This window comes from Streptomyces sp. NPDC058665 (assembly GCF_042714995.1).
Classification (GTDB): Bacteria; Actinomycetota; Actinomycetes; order Streptomycetales; family Streptomycetaceae; genus Streptomyces.
The window spans coordinates 113580-131649 of sequence record NZ_JBHXRX010000016.1 but is presented as its reverse complement, the minus strand read 5'-3'; the positions used below and the strand labels follow the sequence as shown (position 1 = coordinate 131649).

Here is an 18070-nt window from a genome sequence, read left to right as displayed (position 1 = left end):
CCGAGTGCGGATCGCCGTCGGCTCAGCCGGTGGTGAGCACCACGTTGCGCAGAGCGTCTCCCGCCGCGTGGCGGGAGAGTTGATCGGCGAGCAGACGCTTGGCGCGCGGCATGAACGCCGAGGTGGATCCGCCCACGTGAGGGCTGATGACGACACCCGGAGCATGCCAGAGAGGGTGGCCCGCCGGGAGCGGTTCCGGATCAGTGACATCCAAAGCGGCTTTTATCCTTCCGCTTTCCAGTTCGGCGAGGAGCGCCTTGGTGTCGGCGACCTGGCCGCGCGCGACGTTGACGAACAGCGCGCCGTCTTTCATACGGGCGAGGAACCCGGCGCCCGCGAGGCCCTTCGTCTCCTCGGTGAGCGGCGTGGACACGATCACGATGTCGGCCTCGGGAAGCAGGTCCGGCAGATCGGCGAGTGCGTGCACCGGGCCGCGCTCGGTGGCGCGGGCGGAGCGCGCCACGCGCGCCACCCGCGCGCACTCGAAGGGCGCGAGCCGGTCCTCGATGGCGGAGCCGATCGAGCCGTAGCCGACGATCAGCACGGACTTGTCGGCCAGCGCCGGGTAGAAGCCCGCTCGCCACTCCTCCGCGTCCTGGCCCCGGACGAAGCCGGGGATGCCGCGCAGGGACGCGAGGACGAGCCCGACGGTCAGTTCGGCGGTGCTTGCCTCGTGGACGCCCTTGGCGTTGCAGAGGCGTACGCCGGCGGGCAGCGAGCCGAGACCGGGCGCCACGTCGTCGATGCCGGCGGAGAGGGTCTGTACGACGCGTACGGAGGTCATCGCGGCGAGCGGCCGTTGCGCGACCTCCGCGCCCTTCATGTACGGGACCACGTAGAAGGCGCAGTCGGCCGGGTCGGCGGGATAGTCGTCCGCCCCGTCCCAGAAGCGGTAGTCCAGGCCATCGGGGAGTCCTTCGATCTCGTCGGCCGGGATCGGCAGCCATACGTCTGAAGTCATGGTCGGGAGGCTATTCGACGCCCGGGGGGAGGCTGAAGAGCGGGCCTGGGCCCGGGATCGCCGCGCCGCCCGGGGCGTGGGACTCGGGGGCACCGATCCCGGGTCGATGGGAACCTGGACACGGACCGCGGTGTATGAAACGTGGAGACGCAGCCGTCGAAGGGATCAAGACCGTGCAACGTGCTCCAGTGACGGCCATGTTGGCCGCAGCGGCGCTATTCGTGGTGACCGCGTGCTCGTCCTCCGGCGGCGGGGCGGAGTCGGGGGGCCCGGCGGGTTCCCCGTCCGCCTCGGTGTCCGAAGGGGCGACGCCGCCGGACGGCGAGGCGCAGCCGTCGGCGCCGCCCGCGAAGGGCTCGGCGAAGGTGGTGTCCACGCTGACCGAGGACCTCAAGTCCCCGTGGGGAATGGCGGCGCTGCCCGAGGGCGATCTGCTGGTCTCCTCGCGTGACGAGGGGACGATCACGCGCGTCGATTCCGAGAACGGCGAGAAGACCGAGGTCGGTGAGGTGCCCGGGGTCTCCCCCGGCGGTGAGGGCGGTCTGCTGGGCCTCGCGATCTCCCCGTCGTTCGCCTCGGACACCTATGTGTACGCGTACTTCACGACGGACTCGGACAATCGCATCGCCCGGATGCTGTACGACCCGAAGCGGCCGGTGGGCCGGCAGCTGGGGGCGCCGGACACCATCCTGCGGGGCATCCCGAAGGGCAATATCCACAACGGCGGCCGGATCGCCTTCGGTCCGGACAAGATGCTGTACGCGGGCACGGGCGAGACGGGCGAGACGGGCGAGACGGGGCTGTCGCAGGACAAGGAGTCCCTGGGCGGGAAGATTCTGCGGATGACCCCGGAGGGCGAGCCGGCGCACGGCAATCCGGAGGCGGATTCGGTCGTGTACACGTACGGGCACCGCAATGTGCAGGGTCTCGCGTGGGACTCGGAGAAGCGGCTGTGGGCGTCGGAGTTCGGCCAGAACACCTGGGACGAGCTCAATCTGATCGAGCCGGGGAAGAACTACGGCTGGCCGGAGGCGGAGGGCAAGGCCGGGAAGGCGGGCTTCGTCGATCCGGTGGAGGAGTGGCGGACGAGCGAGGCGTCGCCGAGCGGTATCGCCTTCGCCAAGGGGTCCATCTGGATGGCGGCCCTGCGTGGCGAACGGCTGTGGCGGATCCCCCTGGCCGGCGTGAAGCCGTCGGCCGACCCCCAGGCCTTCCTGGAGGGCGAGCACGGGCGGCTTCGTACGGTGGTGGCGACCGGGGACGGGGCGCTCTGGCTGCTGACGAGCAACACGGACGGACGGGGCACCCCGGAGTCGGGTGACGACAAGATCCTTCGGGTGGACGTCACGTAGCGGAGGCCGCCGGGGGCGTCCCGCGCCTTCGTGGTGGTGACAGGGACAGGACGCGCTTCTCGTACGCGCCTACCGTTGGAGGTATGGGATCGGGAAGCCCCCTGGGCGACTATCTGCGCACCCGGCGCGAACGGGTCCGGCCCGAGGACGCCGGGCTGCCGCCCGGTGAGCGTCGGCGCGTGCCGGGGCTGCGCCGCGAGGAGGTGGCGCTCCTCGCGGGTGTCAGCACGGAGTACTACCTCCGGCTGGAGCAGGGGCGGGACCGGCACCCCTCGGATCAGGTGCTGGAGAGCCTGGCCCGCGCGCTCCGGCTGGACGACACGGAGGCCAGGTATCTGGCTCAGCTCGCCCGGCCCGCCACCCCGGCCCGGCGCCCGGCACCGCGGGCGGAGAAGGCCAGCGCCGGGGTCTCCGCCCTGATCGACCAGTGGAGCACGCCCGCGCAGGTCCAGGGCCTCTGTCTGGGCACGCTCGCGGCCAACCCGATGGCCGTGGCGCTGAGCCCGTACTTCGCGCCGGGTGTGAATACGCTGAGCGCGCTGTTCCTGGAACCGGAGATGCGCGAGTTCTACCGAGACTGGCACGCCACCACCGCCAAGGCCGTCGCCTATCTGCGCTCGCTCATCGCGGACGCCGGGCGGAACGACGATCCCCGGCTGATCGAGCTGGTCGGGGAGCTGAGCCTGCGCAGCGAGCGCTTCCGGGGCCTGTGGGCGCGGCAGGATGTCCGCCACTCGACGAGCGGGCTCACGCTGATCAGGCATCCGCTGGTCGGCGACCTCGATCTGCACTACGAGAAGTTCGCCCTGGCGAGCGCGCCCGGCCAGATGCTGGTGACGTACCACGCCGAGCCGGGCTCCGACTCGTACGAGCGGCTTCAGCTTCTGGGCCACCTCGCCGCCCGGGGCGACGCCGCGCGGCCCCGGCCGGCCGGCCCGCCGACGGCCGCCCGCACCGCTGAGGCCCGCGCTACGGGTGGGTCGGTTCCAGGTCGCTGAAGAGCCGGAGACGGTGCGCCATCGCCGCCGCTTCCGTAAGGCCCGAGACACCGAGCTTGGCCAGGATGTTGGAGACGTGCACGCTCGCCGTCTTGGGCGAGATGTAGAGCTCCTCGGCTATCTGGCGGTTGCTGCGGCCCTCCGCGACCCGGCGCAGGACGTCCTGTTCGCGCGGGGTCAGGCCCAGTGAGCTGACGGCGTCCGCCTGCGGGTCGGGCGCCGGGGCGAGCCGCGGGGTGGTGGCGAGGCTGATCCGGGCCCGCCCGGCGAGCAGTTCGGTCTGCTCCACGAGGAACGCCGCGCCGAGCCGCTTCGCCGTGGTGTGGGCCCGCACCAGGAGGGCGGTGGCCTCCGCACGGCCGGCGGACGCGGCGAGGAGGTCCGCGGCCCAGCGGTACCGAGCGTTGGCCAGTTCGTACGGCCGGGCCGGCGCCTCGAAGGCGGCAGCCGCGCGGGCCCACAGCTTCGGGGCCACGATGCCGTCCGCGCGGGCGAGTTCGGCTTCGAGCAGCAGGTCGTACGCCCGCCAGACCGGGACGAGGGCGGGCAGCCGCTTCGCCTGCTCGCGGACGCTCGCGAGGACGGCCGCACGTCCCGCGTCGGCCTCCGGCAGTCCGCGCGCGTCCGCCTCCATCCCGGCGACCGAGCAGAGCAGCGGCAGCGCGTACCGCTGCATGCCCGGCGGGAAGCCGTGCGCGGCGACCTGTTCGAACTCGGCGCGTGCCTCGGCGAGGCGCCCCTGCCGCGCGGCGCTGACCAGCGCCAGCCTGGTCGGGCCGATGACGTGCTGCGGCTGCGGGTCGTGCGGCCCGAAGACCGCGCGGGCCAGGGCGACTTGGCTCTCCGCCTCGGCGAAGTCGCCGCGCCCGAGGGCGAGCATCGCGCGCCGTACGGCCACCAGGGCGCGTGCCTTGGGGGCGTGCGCTATCCGGGCCGCTTCGTCGATGGCGGCCTGGACCTCGGTCCAGCGGCCGAGCGAGAAGAGGGATTCGCTCAGGTTGGCCCTGACCCAGGCTTCCTTGTCGGTGAGACCCCGCTGATGGCACAGGGTGATGCCCAGTTCGGCGGCGGCGACCGCTTCCTCGGAGCGGCCCACGCTCTCCAGTGTGGACGGCAGGTTGATCGTGACGCGGCCCAGGAGCGGGAGCGCGGCGGCATTGCCCAGGGCGACGACGCGGTCCCGTACCGCGTACATCTCGGCCAGGCCCTCCTCGATGGAGCCCGCCTCGGTGGTGAGCCAGCCGCGCGTGATCCTGGCGTTCAGTTCGATGTTCTCCGCGCCGACCAGACGTGCGTACTCGACCGCCCGGTCGGCGGCGGCCAGGCTGTTGGCGCCGGGCCGGTGCAGGGCGCCCCAGCTCGCGACGTCGGAGAGGACCGAGGCGTGCACGGCGGACGGCGGGAGCCCGAGCACCAGGTCCTGGGCGGTGGCCAGTTCGGCCCAGCCGTCGCCGCGTGAGAGGTCCTGGACCAGCAGCGAGCGCTGGGTCCAGAACCACGCGGCCCGCAGCGGGTCGGCTTCGGTCTCCAGCACCCGCAGGGCTTTCTTGGACAGCGCCAGGGCCCGCTCGCGGTCGCCGCCCGAGCGTGCCGCGACGGTCGCCTCGCACAGCAGGTCGAGGTAGCGCAGCGGGGAGCTCGCGCCGTCGTCGGTGCGCGGGTGGACGTCGGTGTCGTCCGGGGGCCTGAGGCAGGCCCGTACGGACTCGGGCGCGGCGTCCCAGAGCTCCATGGCGCGCTCCAGCAGCCGCAGTTGCTCCGCGTGGGCGTAGCGCCGGCGGGCCTCGACGGAGGCGAGCAGAACGACGGGCAGCGCCTTCGCCGCGTCGTGCGCGTAGTACCAGTAGCTCGCGAGGCGCGTGGTGCGCTCGTCGTCCCGTACGAGGGTGGGGTCGGCCTCCAGGGCTTCGGCGAGGCGGCGGTTGAGCCGCGAGCGTTCACCGGGGAGGAGGTCGTCGCTGATGGCCTCGCGGACGAGCGAGTGCCGGAAGCGGTAGCCGTCTCCGTCCGCAGTGATGAGGAGGATGTTCGCGCCGACAGCGGCGCGCAGCGCCTCGATGAGGTCGTCCTCGGAGAGCTGTGCGACGGCGAGCAGCAGGGGGAACCCCACACTGGCGCCGCCCTCGGCGACGATCCGGGCGACCCGCTGGGCGTTCTCCGGCAGCGTCTCGACGCGGACGAGCAGCAGGTCGCGCAGGGAGTCGGTGAGTCCGGAACGGCAGCCGGACTCGATGGCGACGGCCAGCTCCTCCACGAAGAACGCGTTGCCGTCGGAGCGGCCGAAGATCTCGTCGACCAGGTGGGGGGCCGGCTCGTCCCCGAAGATGCCGCGCAGCTGCCCCCTGACCTCGGGATGGCTGAAGCGGGAGAGCTCGATCCGGCTGACCGTACGCAGCCGGTCCAGCTCCGCGAGGAGCGGGCGCAGCGGGTGACGGCGGTGGATGTCGTCGGCGCGGTAGGTGGCGATCACGAGGAGCCGGCCGCGCCGCAGCGTACGGAAGAGATAGGCGAGCAGATGGCGGGTGGAGGCGTCCGCCCAGTGCAGGTCCTCCAGGACGAGGACGACCGTGCGGTCGGCGGCGACGCGCTCCAGCAGCCGGACGGTGAGTTCGAAGAGGCTGGCCCTGCCGTGCTCGCCGAGAGCGCCGCCATCCGCGGGGCCCAACTCGGGCAAGATCCTGGCCAGTTCGCCTTCCTGGCCCTCGGCCGCCGAGGCGATCTCCTCGGGCAGGCGCCGCCGCAGGCCGCGCAGGGCCGCAGAGAAGGGCGCGAAGGGCAGTCCGTCGCCGCCGATCTCCACACAGCCGCCGATCGAGACGACGGCGCCGTCGCCGCAGGCCACCGACGTCAGCTCCTCGATGAGCCGCGTCTTGCCGACGCCCGCCTCACCGCCCACGAGCACGGCCTGCGGTTCGCAGGCGGCGGCGCGGGCGAGCGCGCCGGTGAGCGCGGCCAGCTCGCTGTCGCGACCGACGAACACGGGGCTGACGGACTTGGTCTCCACGATGCCGAGCATCGCACAGGGGTCTGACAGCGCGGCACTCGTTATCGCGGCGGTCGCGGCGGTCCCGGCACGCGCCGGTGGCACGTGCGGCGACCGCCGGTCCGACTTCTTCAGGAGGCCGGGGCGGGCGCCCATCTCCCCGCGCCCGTCACGCCGCGCGCTCGAAGCGGCCTCGGAGCGAGTCCACCCGCCCCTCGCCCTTGTGGCGGGCGTTTCGCGCCGCCTCCTTGCGGGCCTTGCGGACCTGGCGGATCAGCCGCTGGTTGTCGGCCTCACCGATCAGCTCGGCCGCCCGCATCCGGTGCATCTCGTACTCGAACATCTCGACTCCCCTGTCACGAAGTGCTTTGGCGTCCTGCGATGCCTCAACATTCGTCTCCCAGGGGGTGCGCCCGCATCGGGCGAGTGCCGCATCTTCCGGCCGCAGGGGGACTTAGGCGGACCGGCCGGGGTGCGGGGCAGGGTCTAAGGCCCCGCCCGGCACCCGCTCAGTGCCCGCCTCAGCCGACGGCCGGCGGAGCGGCCGGGGGCGGCTCGGGCAGGGACACGAAGAGGTCGAAGTACATGCCGACGGCGATGAGCAGGCCGAGGGCGGCGAGCGAGATACCGGCCACGGCGAACGGGCGCACCCAGCTCTTGCGCTGCGGCAGGCCCAGCGCCACCAGGCCGACGATGAGCGCCAGCAGCGCGAAGATGCCGTTGGTCAGCGCGATGGCGTGCCAGGCGTCGCCGTAGATCTCGGAGATCTGCTGTTCCGCCGTGCCGGTCTGGCCGAGGTCGATCTGGCCGACGAGCGTCTCGCGCTCGGAGATGACCTTGCCGGACCAGCTGCCGATGAGGCCGACGAGGGACAGCAGTACGGAGATGAGCGCCGCCGAGGCCGCGGCGAGCCCGCCCGCGGGCGGCGGCGGGGTGTACTCGCCGTCCAGGTCGTCGTCCGGCAGGTCCTCGTCGTCTCCGTCGTCCGTGTCGTCCACACCGTCCGCGGCGCCCCCGGCGGCGTCCCCCTCAGGGCTCTCACCGTGCTCTTTGGCCAGGTTCGGGCCCGGCGCGTCGTTCTTCCCGGCAGCGTCGGCAGCAGCCGGAACGGCGCGCTCCGCCTCGATGTCGCCGCTGTCCTCAGCGGGCTGTTCTGGCTTGGTCGTGGGGTTCATGCGCCGCACGGTAGGCGGCCCGTATGAGAGATCCATGAGAGTTTCCTCAAAGGGCGTTCCGCTGCTGCCCGGACCACTCAGGAGCGAGTAGGGACCAGATCTCGTTGTCCTGTCGAACCCCGTGGTGGAGGCTGCTCTCCCGCAGCACACCCTCGCGCCGCATGCCGAGCCGTTCGGCGGTCCTGATGCTCGCCACGTTGGCCGACGAGGCCACCCACTCGACGCGGTGGATGCCACGCTGTTCCACCGCCCAGCCGATGAGCACCCGCACCGCGCGGGTCACCAGTCCGCGCCCCGTCGCGCCCGGTTCGAGCCAGCAGCCGACCTCGCAGGTGCCCTCCGCCGCGTCGAAGAGCCGGAACATCACGCCGCCGACGAGGGTGTCGTGGAGCCAGATTCCGTAGATGCGTCCGCCGTCGGCGGCCTGGCTCTGGGCGTATCTGACGAGCATGGCCCGCGCCGATTCGAGGTCGAACACGACCTGGCCGAGCCGGACGTGCTGGTCCACGAACTCCCTGGCACGGTCCATGTGCGCGAGGAACTCATCGGCCTGCCACGGCTCCAGCGGTCTCAGTTCGGCCCCGTCGTCACCCAGTGATGTCGCGAACATCGCACTCCTCGCTCCGGTCGGCCCAGCTCACCGCGCGGCCGGCTCACCGCGGCACGTGCTCCGCGGGCTCCTCGCGCCGTGCGGGGATCTTCCCAGACGTACGGCGGCCGGCGGCGGGCACCTCGATGCTGATCCGCGGGAGCCAGCGGTCCAGCCGTCGCGGCAGCCACCAGTTGGCGCCGCCCAGGAGATGCATCAGGGCGGGCACGAGGAGCGTACGGAGGACGAAGGCGTCCAGGGCGACGGCGGCGGCCAGTCCGACGCCGAACATCGCGATGACGCGGTCTCCGCTGAGGACGAAGGCGAGGAAGACCGAAATCATGATCACGGCAGCCGAGTTGATCACCCGGCCGGTCTCGGCGAGGCCGACCCGTACGGCCCGTCTGTTGTCGCCGGTCTCCAGCCACTCCTCGTACATCCGGCTCACCAGGAAGACCTGGTAGTCCATGGAGAGGCCGAAGAGGACCGAGACCATGATCACGGGCAGGAACGGCTCGATCGGGCCCGAACTGCCCAGGCCGAGGAGTTCGCTCCCCCACCCCCACTGGAAGATCGCGACGACGATCCCGAAGGACGAGGCGACGGCGGCGACGTTCATCACCGCCGCCTTCAGTGGGATGCCGACGGAGCGGAAGGCGAGCAGCAGGAGCAGGGAGCCGAGGGAGACGACGACTCCGACGAACAGGGGCAGTTTGCCGACGACGACCGCGGCGAAGTCGTCGTAGGCGGCCGTGACGCCGCCGACCGACACATCCAGCGAGGTGCCCCCCTCCGCGCGGGGCAGCACATCGTCACGGAGGTGGTGGACGAGGTCGCTGGTCTCCTTCGACTGGGGCGACGACTTGGGCACCACCGTGAGCAGGGCCCTGTCGCCACTGCCGCTGAAGACGATCGGCCCGACGGAGGCGACGTCCGCCGACTCACGCAACGTGTCCGGCAGTTGGTCCATGGCGAGGCGGTCGTCGGCGCCGTCGAGTTCGGCGACGAGGGTCAGCGGGCCGTTGACGCCGGGGCCGAAGCCGTCGGCGATCCGGTCGTACGCCTGCCGGGTGGTGCTGGTCACCGGATCGTTGCCCTGGTCGGAGGTGCCCAGATGGAGCGAGAACGTGGGCAGCGCGAGCACCAGCATCACGACCACGGCCGCGGCGCCGAGCAGCCGGGGGTGGCGTTCGACGAAGGCGGACCAGCGGGCGGCGAAGCCGGCGGGCGGGTCGGGCACGGGACCGTGCTCGGCGAGCCTGGCGCGCTCGCGGCGGCTCAGCGCGCGTCCGCCGGTGTACGAGAGCAGGGCGGGCAGCAGCGTCACGGACGCGGCGACCGTCAGCGCGACGGTGAGCGAGGCGGCGATCGCGACGCCGTTGAGGAAGCTCAGGCGCAGCACCAGCATGCCGAGCAGCGCGATACAGACGGTGGCCCCGGCGAAGACGACGGCGCGCCCCGTCGTGGCGACGGCCTCCGTCGCGGCCTCGCCGACCGGCAGGCCCCGTTTGAGGCCCTTGCGGTGTCTGGTCACGATGAAGAGCGCGTAGTCGATGCCGACGCCGAGCCCGACGAGCATGCCGAGCATGGGCGCGAAGTCGGCCACGGTCATGACGTGGCCGAGGAGCGCGATGCCCGCGTACGCCGTCCCGACGGACACCAGGGCGGTGGCGATGGGCAGCAGGCTGGCCGCGAGCGACCCGAAGGCGAGGAAGAGGACCACGGCGGCGATGGCGACGCCCACGATCTCCGCCGTGTGCGCCGTGGTGCCTTCGGTGAGGGCGACTCCGCCGCCGCCGAGATCCACCTGGAGATCGTCGGTGGCCGCCTTCTTCGCCGTGTCGACGACGGCCTGGGCCTGGGCGACGGGCATCTCGTCGACCTGGCGCTCGTAGGTCACGACGGCGAACGCGGTGCGGCCGTCCTCGCTGATCCGGCCTGCGCTCTCGCCGTCCTCCGGGCCGGTCGCCCGCGCGGGCGCGCCGTCGCCGCCGGTGGCGTCGTACGGGCTCGTCACGGAGGCCACTCCGGGCAGCTTGGCGATGTCACCGAGCGTGAGGTCCATGCGTCGTTCCACGTCGCCCGCGCGGACGGAGCCCCGTTCGGTGTGCCAGACCACGGTGTCGCTGTCGCCGCCGCGTCCGGGGAAGCCGCTCTCCAGGAGGTCGACGGCACGGCCGGCCTCGGTGCCGGGAGCGTTGTATTCGTTGGAGTACGACGTCCCGGCCACGACGGCGCCGGTGGCGGTGGAGCTCAGGGCCAGCAGCCACAGGAGTACGACCAGGAGCCGGTGCCTGACGCACCACCGCGCGACTGCTGCCAACGGTCTGCTCCCCTGCGGTGGTCCGGAGAGCCAACTCTGACATCAAATCGTGATCGTTTGTCCGTTTGGTGGGGTTACTCACACGCCGGTGACCTGAGCATTCGATCAATGGGAGGGGGATATTCCGGTTCAGCCGGAGACGCTCGGCTTCCCGTTCTCTATGTGACCCATCAGCCGCCGCCGGAAGCCCCGGCCCGCCGTCACCTCGATGTCGTACCACCCGTGCGCGTCGGCGGCCGAGTGCACGACATGGCGGCTGCGGCCCGGCTTGACCGTGAACTCGCGCTTCCAGTCACGGAGGTCGGCCTCGTCGGCGTACCCGAGCGAACGCACCGTGAAGGTGACCGGCAGATCGCCCTCATTACGGAGGGTGAGGTGCAGATCGCGGTCGTGGTGGTCGAGGGTCGAGGAGAGTTCGGCGCCGCGGCCCGAGACGGGGCCGGCGAACTCGCGGCGGAATCCGTTGGGGCCGGTGATCGTGAACCGGTAGTCGTCGCCGGTAAGGGGCACCGTCCACTGTGCCGTGCCCCTTACGTCCCGGTGCTGCGGGACGTCGAACTCACCCGCGTACGGATAGAGCGCGAAGTGGGCACTCGCCCGCCCCGTGTTGCGCAGTTCGAGCTGGAGGACCCGTGCCCCGGCGCGGCCGGCCTGGCGGCCGTATGCGTCCGGCTGGTACGGCAGCGGGCGGGCGGGGCGCGTACCGGGCTCCTGCACCGGCATCCGCTGCACCGCCGGCGGCACCGGCCGCCAGCGTCCGGTGAAGGGCGGGACGGACCCGGGCTGCTCGACGTCCGGCTGCGGCCGGCCACGGCCGAAGTCGAAGGCGGAGGTCAGATCGCCGGTGACGGCACGCCGCCAGGGCGTGATGTTGGGCTCCCGCACGCCCGTCCACTTCTCCAGGAAGCGAACGACCGAGGTGTGGTCGAAGACCTGCGAGCAGACGTAGCCGCCGACGGTCCAGGGCGAGACGACGAGCAGCGGCACGCGGATACCGAGCCCCGTGGGGAGCCCCTGCCAGCGCTCGTCCGCGTCGTCCACGGGCGGCACCGGCGGCGGGACGTGGTCGAAGAAGCCGTCGTTCTCGTCATAGTTGATCAGTACGACGGTGTGCCGCCAGACGTCCGGATGCGCGCCGAGGGCGTCCAGCACCTGGTAGACGAGGCCGGCGCTGGCGACCGGCGACGAGGCGCCGGGGTGCTCGGAGTCGACCGCGGAGGGCACCAGGTACGACACCTCGGGCAGCTTCCCCGCGGCCACGTCGGCGCGGAACGCGGCGGCGAGGGTGCCCGACTCGACGCGCCGCAGGCCACGTTCGAAGAGGGACCGTTCATGGGCGGTGAGGCTCTCCACACCCTCTTCGAGGGCGTCGAGGAGCCGGGCCCGTACGGCGGCGTCGTCGCTGTCGCGCACGGCGGCGTAGAAGGCCTCCGTGTACGTGAAGCCGGCGCCGCCCTCAAGCTCGCGTGCCTTGGCGAGCGCCTTTCGCGCGATCTTCTTGAAGGAGGTGAAGAACTCGATGTTGTTGTCGGTGAAGTTCTCCCACTCGGTGTACGTCTTCCAGCTCCGCCCGGCCTTCTCCAGCCGCTCGGCGTACGTCGGCCACGCGTAGCCGGGGTGGGTGCCCTCGTCGTACGCGTCGTTGCCGACGGCCCGGCGCCCGTCCGCCTCGAAGCCGGTCCAGCCGCTCCAGAGGTGGTTGCGGTTGGGGCTGGTGGAGGTGTGGACCGACGAGTGGTAGGCGTCGCAGACCGTGAAGGTGTCGGCCAGCTCGTAGTGCAGCGGGATGTCGGCGCGGTCGTAGTACGCCATCGTGGCCACGGTCTTGGCGGAGATCCAGCGGTCCATCCAGCCGTTGTTCCACGCCTTGGCGCCACCGCTCCAGGAGTGGTCGAGGTCGCCTATGTACTGAAGGTCCTTCTTCTGCGTCTCGGCGGCGTCGCGCACGGGGAAGGGCAGCACGGTGCCGGTGCCTGACGCGGCCGGCTGCTCGAACACGGGGCGGCCGGTGGGCAGTTCCACCGCGTTGCGGTCCCCGAAGCCCCGTACGCCGCGCAGCGTGCCGAAGTAGTGGTCGAACGACCGGTTCTCCTGCATGAGCACCACGACATGCCGGACGGCGTCCAGTCCCCCGGCCGGCGCCTCGGCGGCCATGGCGGCGCGCAGGGACGGCGGCAGTACGGAGCCCGCCGCGGCGGCACCGACGGCGCCACCTCCGAGCGCGAAGAGCCGTCGCCGTGAAATGTCCGTGGCCAAGAGATCCTCCCGAGTCAGGTGCTACGGCCCGGAAGCTAGCCACCGCAGGTGGCGACGGGAAGACCCCGGGACGGCCCGGCGATGAACGTCCGAGAGTCGCCCTGTCCGGGCGGCGTCCGCGCACCGGGGAAGGACCGACGGGTCTGGCCGGATCCGTGGCGGTCGGACGCGGCGTGGCGCAAGCTGAACGGGTTCGGCGACCGCCCCTCCCGTTCAGGTCCTCGGGAGGCTCCGGACACGTGCTGCCCACGATTCACGAACCCATGAAAACGACAGGGACAACCCACCCATGAACGTCTCCGTGTTCGGCGCCACCGGGCGTACCGGACAAGCCTTCCTCACCTCCGCCGCACGCGCCGGCCACCGCATCACCGCTCAGGTGCGTGAACCGGCGCGGCTCGGCTCCGCCCCGGTCGACCGGGTGGTGACCGGCAGCCCCTTCGACGAGAGCGCGGTGACCGACGCCCTCACCGGCGCCGACGCCGCGGTGATCGCCTTCGGTCTCAAGGGCAACCGGACGACGCCGCTGTACTCACGCGGCACCGAACTGATCGTGGAGGCGATGCGGAAGCTGGGCGTACGGCGGCTGATCGTCGTCTCCGAGGCCGGATACGGGCCCCATGTGCGCGGCATCGCGGGCCGTACCGTCGCCGCCCTCTACCGCGCGACGGCGCGGCCCCTCCTGCGGGAACGGGAGGCCCAGGACGCGGTGATCCTCACGAGCGGCCTGGACTGGACCGTCGTACGGTCCGGGGTGCTGCACCACGGGCCGGCGCGCGGCAACCGTCCGCGCTCCTTCACGCCGTACCGGGGCCTCGCGCCCCGTACGACCTACGCGGACCTCGCCGACCTCGTGCTCGACGCGCTGGACGACCCCGCGACGTACGGCCGGGACGTCTACCCGTAACCGCGGCGGGCGGTCAGTCCTGCCGCGCCACGGTCTCGCGCAGGTCCTTGGCGTAGTGGCCGATCGCCCTCCGGTACGTCCGCACCTGGGGGTCCTCGCTGGTCGTGGCCAGCAACTCCAGCAGGATCCGCATCGCTTCGTCGTGCTGTCCGGTGTTGAACAGGGCCATCGCGAGGAAGGTCCGCAGGGCGCCGTCGTCGGGGAACTCCGCCAGTCCGCCGCGCAGCGTGCGGACGGCCTCCTCGTAGCGGCCGAGGATCCGGAACGTACTGCCGAGACCCACCAGCGCGCCGAGGCGGTCCTCGGCCGAGAGGCCGGTTCCGGCCAACGCGCGTTCGTAGTAGGCGACAGCCTCCGCCTCCACGCCGAGGGCGTCGTGTGTCCAGGCGGTCTGGTAGGCGACCTCGGCGTCGTCCGGGTGCCGGTCGGCGAGAGCGACCAGCCGCTCCCTGGCCCGCTCCGCCTCCCCCCGTGTGCGCAGGCCGACGGCCTCCGCCAGAAGTTCGTCCCCGCTGTCAGTCGTCATGCGGGGATTGTGGCACCGGTCCTCAGCTCCGGTACGGCCACACCAGCAGGACGGGGCAGGGCGCGTGGTCGACCACGAACCGGGACTCCGGGCCGAGGCTGTGCGGGCCCGGCCGGTCGGGGTCGCCGTCGCGCGCGCAGATCAGCAGATCCACGTCGGCCGCCGCGCGGACGACCTCTTCTTGAGGGCGGCCGTGCCGGTCGAGCAGTTCGCAGGGCCGGCCGAGCCGGTGCGCCGCCTTCTCAAGGAGGTCGGCGCCCACCACGCCGGCCAGCGCCTCAAGACGGGCCCCGGGATCGTGCTCGGGCCCGTGGCCACGGCCCAGCAGCCCCGCGTACGCGCGGTGCGCCTCCTCGACGATCCGGTCGTCGCCCACATGCAGCAGGACGACATGGTCGTCGGCGGCTCGGTCGCGGGCCGCGTCGACGCAGGCTGGCCAGGTCGACGGACTGATCCAGACAAGTGCGGTTGTCTTCACGTCGGTCACAACTGGAGGGTGCCCCACAGGGCGACGGTCGAAGCGATCAGCGTCGCGGGCACGGTGAGCAGACCGAGCCGGGTGAACTGCCCGAGCGAGGGCGCCGATTCGTGTTCGTGCAGGACACGCCGCCAGAGAAGGGTGGCGAGTGAGCCGACGTACGTGAGGTTGGGCCCCAGATTCACTCCGATGAGCGCGGCGAGTACGGGGCCGGGGCCGGCGGGCGCGACGAGGGGCAGCAGGGCGAGGATCGCGGGCAGGTTGTTGATCAGGTTGGCCAGGAGGGCGGCGACGCCGGCGATGGCGAGGAGAGTGGTGAGGGATTCGCCGCCCGGCAGAACGCGGCTGATGCCGGTGTCGAGCCCGTTGTCGACGACCGCCTTGACGACGATGCCGAGCGCGAGCACGAAGAGGCAGAACAGCGGCGACGCGGCGCGAAGGAGCGCGAGCGGGGTGGTGCGCCGGCGGCGCAGCGCGCGGGCGGCGAGCACCGCCGTACCGGCGAAGGCGGCCCAGAGCGGTTCGACGCCGACGAGCGAGGTGACGGCGAACGCGACGAGGGTCAGACCGAGGACGGCGAGCGTGAAGGCCGGTACGGTCCGCGACTCGGCCTCCTTGGGAGGGTGCGCCCCGGCGGCCAGGTCGGTCGCGAAGAACCGGCGCAGGACGACGTACTCGACGGCGATCGCGGCCAGCCACGGGAGCGCCATGAGCACGGCGAACCGGGTGAAGGAGAGACCGCTGGCGGTGAACGCGAGGAGGTTGGTGAGGTTGGAGACGGGGAGCAGGAGCGACGCGGAGTTCGCGAGGTGGGTGCAGGCGTAGACGTGCGGGCGGGGGTGGGCTCCGACGCGGCTCGCTGTCACGAAGATGACGGGCGTGAGGAGGACGACCGTGGCGTCGAGGCTGAGCACGGCGGTGGTGACGGCGGCGACGCCGAACACGCCGCCGAGCAGCCGGCGCGGGTGCCCGCCGCAGAGACGGGCGACGAGATCGCCGGCCGCCCGGAACAGGCCGTCGTCGTCGCAGAGTTGGGCCAGTACGAGAATGGCGGCGAGGAACCCGACGACGGGCAGCAGGCTGTGCGTCTGGTCCCACGCGTCGGCGGGCGACACGGCGCCGAGCCCGACGACGAGGGCGGCGGCGGGGATGGCCACGACGGCTTCGGGCAGCCCTCTCGGCCGTACGACGGCGAAGGCGAGCACACCGAGAAGCAACCCCCCGGACACGATCTCGGCGACGAGGCTGTTCACGGGGGCCGCCTGGGTGCTGGTGGACGGACGGTGTGCGCGCGTACGACGCGCCGCGTGAGGCCGACGCCGCCCCAACTTACGACCCCGCGCGGCCCGGTCGCGGCACGAGGAGCCGTGGCGGGTTGGTGGGGGGGGCGTACGCCTGGCCGCACGGTACCGGCGAACCAGCCGAGCGAAACCTGCGAGCCGCGCCTGTCCCCCGGCCCTCGGGACGAATCCCACCGCGCACCGCACTGGTCGTCGTTCACGCGGCAGGCCGCCTGCACAACCCGCCCGGCGCGACCGCGACCCACCGGTCGGCACCGGCGAAGCAACCAGCCCGGCCCCGGCCCGGGGCAGCGATCGAACCCAAACCACCACGACCCGCGGGCATCGCCCAAGGCAGAAAGCCCACACGTCGCGGCTCCGGCTGGCGCAAGACCTGCGCAACCCAACCGACCGCCGGCCGACACCGGCCAAGCAACGAGCCCGCCCCTGGCCCGGGGCGGCGGTCGAAGACGAACCAAACCACCACGACCCGCAAACCGCACCCGAAACAGAACGCCCGCGTAACCCGACAGACGACCGCCTTCGGCGAACCGCCCCGCCGCGAACCGAACGCCCGCGCGTCGCCGCTTCGGCTGGCACAAGACCTGCGCAACCCGACCGGCGACCGCCACTGGCGCCCGTGCCGACGCGGGCAGCCCAACCGGTCGCCTGCCGGCACCGGTAAGCGGGGCCGGGTCCTTGCGGGCCCGGCCCCCCGGTTCAGCCCTCGGCTCCCAGGCGTTCCAGGATCAGTTCGCGGACCCGCGCCGCGTCCGCCTGGCCGCGGGTGGACTTCATGACCGCCCCCACCAGTGCGCCCGCCGCCGCGATCTTGCCCGCGCGGATCTTGTCCGCGATAGCCGGGTTCGCCGCGATCGCCTCGTCCACCGCCGTACCCAGCGCGCCCTCGTCGGAGACGACCTTCAGGCCGCGCTTCTCGACGACGGTGTCCGGGTCGCCCTCGCCCGCGAGGACGCCCTCCAGGACCTGCCGGGCCAGCTTGTCGTTCAGATCACCCGCGGCCACCAGTTCCGCCACCCTGGCGACCTGCGCCGGGGTGATCGGGAGCGCCGCGAGGTCCGTGGACGTCTCGTTCGCGCTGCGCGCCAGCTCGCCCATCCACCACTTGCGTGCCTGGTCGGCCGGGGCGCCCGCCTCGACCGTCGCGGAGATCAGGTCGACCGCGCCCGCGTTGAGCATCGACTGCATGTCGTGCTCCGAGACGCCCCACTCCTCGCGCAGCCGGTTACGGCGCAGCCGCGGCAGCTCCGGCAGTCCGCCCCGCAGCTCCTCCACCCAGTCGCGCGCGGGCGCGATCGGGACGAGGTCCGGCTCGGGGAAGTACCGGTAGTCCTCGGCCTCCTCCTTCACACGGCCGGACGTCGTGGAACCGTCCTCCTCGTGGAAGTGGCGCGTCTCCTGGATGATCGTGCCGCCGCCGTCGAGAACCGCGGCGTGCCGCTGGATCTCGTAGCGCGCCGCCCGCTCCACGCTGCGCAGCGAGTTGACGTTCTTCGTCTCCGAGCGCGTGCCGAACTTCTCCCGGCCGTGCGGGCGCAGCGACAGGTTGACGTCGCAGCGCATCTGGCCCTGCTCCATGCGGGCCTCGGAGACGTCCAGCGCCTTGATCAACTCGCGCAGCTCCGCGACGTACGCCTTCGCGACCTCCGGCGCACGCGCCCCGGCACCCTCGATCGGCTTGGTGACGATCTCGATGAGCGGGATGCCCGCGCGGTTGTAGTCGAGCAGGGAGTGCGACGCGCCCTGGATACGGCCGGTGGCGCCGCCGACGTGCAGCGACTTGCCGGTGTCCTCCTCCATGTGGGCGCGCTCGATCTCCACGCGGAAGATCTCGCCGTCGTCCAGCTGGACGTCCAGATAGCCGTTGTAGGCGATCGGCTCGTCGTACTGCGAGGTCTGGAAGTTCTTCGGCATGTCCGGGTAGAAGTAGTTCTTCCGGGCGAACCGGCACCACTCCGCGATCTCGCAGTTCAGCGCGAGACCGATCTTGACGGCGGACTCGACGCCGATCGCGTTGACGACCGGAAGCGCCCCCGGCATGCCGAGACAGGTGGGACAGGTCTGCGAGTTGGGGGCGGCGCCCAGTTCGGTGGAGCAGCCGCAGAACATCTTCGTACGGGTGCCGAGCTCGACATGGACCTCCAGGCCCATGACGGGGTCGTACGTCGCGAGAGCGTCCTCGTACGGAACGAGCGACACGTGTTCAGTGACGGTCACGGTG

Annotated in this window: 14 protein-coding genes; 3 read left to right on the top strand and 11 right to left on the bottom strand. The window is 72.2% G+C overall.

Annotation, left to right across the window (positions count from 1 at the left end; genetic code table 11):
• Positions 1 to 22 precede the first annotated feature (22 nt).
• Positions 23 to 961, bottom strand: coding sequence for a 2-hydroxyacid dehydrogenase (locus ACFWV8_RS13190; protein WP_384200504.1), 939 nt, complete (start codon positions 959 to 961; stop codon positions 23 to 25).
• Between the two features lie 197 nt (positions 962 to 1158).
• On the opposite strand from ACFWV8_RS13190, the gene ACFWV8_RS13185 reads away from it, so the two are divergent.
• Together ACFWV8_RS13185 and ACFWV8_RS13180 are read left to right on the top strand one after the other, a co-directional pair.
• Positions 1159 to 2313 carry a PQQ-dependent sugar dehydrogenase gene (locus ACFWV8_RS13185; protein ID WP_384200502.1) on the top strand — a complete coding sequence of 385 codons (1155 nt, stop codon included), beginning with the start codon at positions 1159 to 1161 and terminating at the stop codon, positions 2311 to 2313.
• 83 nt (positions 2314 to 2396) lie between these two features.
• Positions 2397 to 3311 carry a helix-turn-helix transcriptional regulator gene (locus ACFWV8_RS13180; RefSeq protein ID WP_384200500.1) on the top strand — a complete coding sequence of 305 codons (915 nt, stop codon included), beginning with the start codon at positions 2397 to 2399 and terminating at the stop codon, positions 3309 to 3311.
• On the opposite strand, the gene ACFWV8_RS13175 is transcribed toward ACFWV8_RS13180, so the two are convergent.
• From ACFWV8_RS13175 to ACFWV8_RS13150, 6 genes are all read right to left on the bottom strand, one after another.
• Complete coding sequence (locus ACFWV8_RS13175; protein ID WP_384200498.1) at positions 3283 to 6327, bottom strand: AAA family ATPase; 3045 nt, start codon at positions 6325 to 6327, stop codon at positions 3283 to 3285. The two genes, ACFWV8_RS13180 and ACFWV8_RS13175, sit on opposite strands and share 29 nt — an antisense overlap.
• A 136-nt stretch (positions 6328 to 6463) precedes the next feature.
• Entirely contained in the window at positions 6464 to 6637 is a 174-nt protein-coding gene (locus ACFWV8_RS13170) for a hypothetical protein (RefSeq protein WP_384200497.1), read from the bottom strand.
• Between the two features lie 178 nt (positions 6638 to 6815).
• On the bottom strand, positions 6816 to 7469 hold the full coding sequence (locus ACFWV8_RS13165; RefSeq protein ID WP_384200495.1) for a hypothetical protein: 654 nt from the start codon (positions 7467 to 7469) through the stop codon (positions 6816 to 6818).
• 46 nt (positions 7470 to 7515) lie between these two features.
• Positions 7516 to 8079: a GNAT family N-acetyltransferase gene (locus ACFWV8_RS13160; protein WP_384200493.1), complete on the bottom strand. Its 564-nt coding sequence runs from the start codon at positions 8077 to 8079 to the stop codon at positions 7516 to 7518.
• 43 nt (positions 8080 to 8122) lie between these two features.
• Positions 8123 to 10381, bottom strand: a complete 2259-nt coding sequence (locus tag ACFWV8_RS13155) for an MMPL family transporter (RefSeq protein ID WP_384200491.1) — start codon at positions 10379 to 10381, stop codon at positions 8123 to 8125.
• A gap of 129 nt (positions 10382 to 10510) precedes the next feature.
• Complete coding sequence (locus ACFWV8_RS13150) at positions 10511 to 12637, bottom strand: phosphocholine-specific phospholipase C (protein ID WP_384200489.1); 2127 nt, start codon at positions 12635 to 12637, stop codon at positions 10511 to 10513.
• A 289-nt stretch (positions 12638 to 12926) separates the two neighbouring features.
• Between ACFWV8_RS13150 and ACFWV8_RS13145 the strand changes: the two genes are divergently transcribed.
• Positions 12927 to 13544 (top strand): NAD(P)H-binding protein, encoded by a 618-nt coding sequence (locus ACFWV8_RS13145; protein WP_329381144.1) that lies wholly within the window; start codon positions 12927 to 12929, stop codon positions 13542 to 13544.
• 13 nt (positions 13545 to 13557) lie between these two features.
• Here ACFWV8_RS13145 and ACFWV8_RS13140 read toward each other — a convergent pair whose 3' ends face one another.
• The 4 genes from ACFWV8_RS13140 to gatB form a co-directional block, all read right to left on the bottom strand.
• Positions 13558 to 14070 carry a tetratricopeptide repeat protein gene (locus tag ACFWV8_RS13140; protein ID WP_384200487.1) on the bottom strand — a complete coding sequence of 171 codons (513 nt, stop codon included), beginning with the start codon at positions 14068 to 14070 and terminating at the stop codon, positions 13558 to 13560.
• A gap of 22 nt (positions 14071 to 14092) precedes the next feature.
• Positions 14093 to 14557 (bottom strand): universal stress protein, encoded by a 465-nt coding sequence (locus ACFWV8_RS13135; RefSeq protein ID WP_384200485.1) that lies wholly within the window; start codon positions 14555 to 14557, stop codon positions 14093 to 14095.
• Positions 14554 to 15801, bottom strand: a complete 1248-nt coding sequence (locus ACFWV8_RS13130; RefSeq protein ID WP_384200483.1) for an SLC13 family permease — start codon at positions 15799 to 15801, stop codon at positions 14554 to 14556. Before ACFWV8_RS13130 ends, ACFWV8_RS13135 begins: the two co-directional genes overlap by 4 nt.
• 747 nt (positions 15802 to 16548) lie before the next feature.
• Complete coding sequence (gene gatB, locus ACFWV8_RS13125; RefSeq protein WP_384200481.1) at positions 16549 to 18066, bottom strand: Asp-tRNA(Asn)/Glu-tRNA(Gln) amidotransferase subunit GatB; 1518 nt, start codon at positions 18064 to 18066, stop codon at positions 16549 to 16551.
• Positions 18067 to 18070 lie beyond the last annotated feature (4 nt).

Excerpts from the sequence above, each read along its gene's own strand:
- ACFWV8_RS13190 (WP_384200504.1), bottom strand. The coding sequence starts at position 961 with ATGACTTCAGACGTATGGCTGCCGATCCCGGCCGACGAGATCGAAGGA.
- ACFWV8_RS13185 (WP_384200502.1), top strand. The coding sequence starts at position 1,159 with ATGTTGGCCGCAGCGGCGCTATTCGTGGTGACCGCGTGCTCGTCCTCC.
- ACFWV8_RS13180 (WP_384200500.1), top strand. The coding sequence starts at position 2,397 with ATGGGATCGGGAAGCCCCCTGGGCGACTATCTGCGCACCCGGCGCGAA.
- ACFWV8_RS13175 (WP_384200498.1), bottom strand. The coding sequence starts at position 6,327 with ATGCTCGGCATCGTGGAGACCAAGTCCGTCAGCCCCGTGTTCGTCGGT.
- ACFWV8_RS13170 (WP_384200497.1), bottom strand. The coding sequence starts at position 6,637 with ATGTTCGAGTACGAGATGCACCGGATGCGGGCGGCCGAGCTGATCGGT.
- ACFWV8_RS13165 (WP_384200495.1), bottom strand. The coding sequence starts at position 7,469 with ATGAACCCCACGACCAAGCCAGAACAGCCCGCTGAGGACAGCGGCGAC.
- ACFWV8_RS13160 (WP_384200493.1), bottom strand. The coding sequence starts at position 8,079 with ATGTTCGCGACATCACTGGGTGACGACGGGGCCGAACTGAGACCGCTG.
- ACFWV8_RS13145 (WP_329381144.1), top strand. The coding sequence starts at position 12,927 with ATGAACGTCTCCGTGTTCGGCGCCACCGGGCGTACCGGACAAGCCTTC.
- ACFWV8_RS13140 (WP_384200487.1), bottom strand. The coding sequence starts at position 14,070 with ATGACGACTGACAGCGGGGACGAACTTCTGGCGGAGGCCGTCGGCCTG.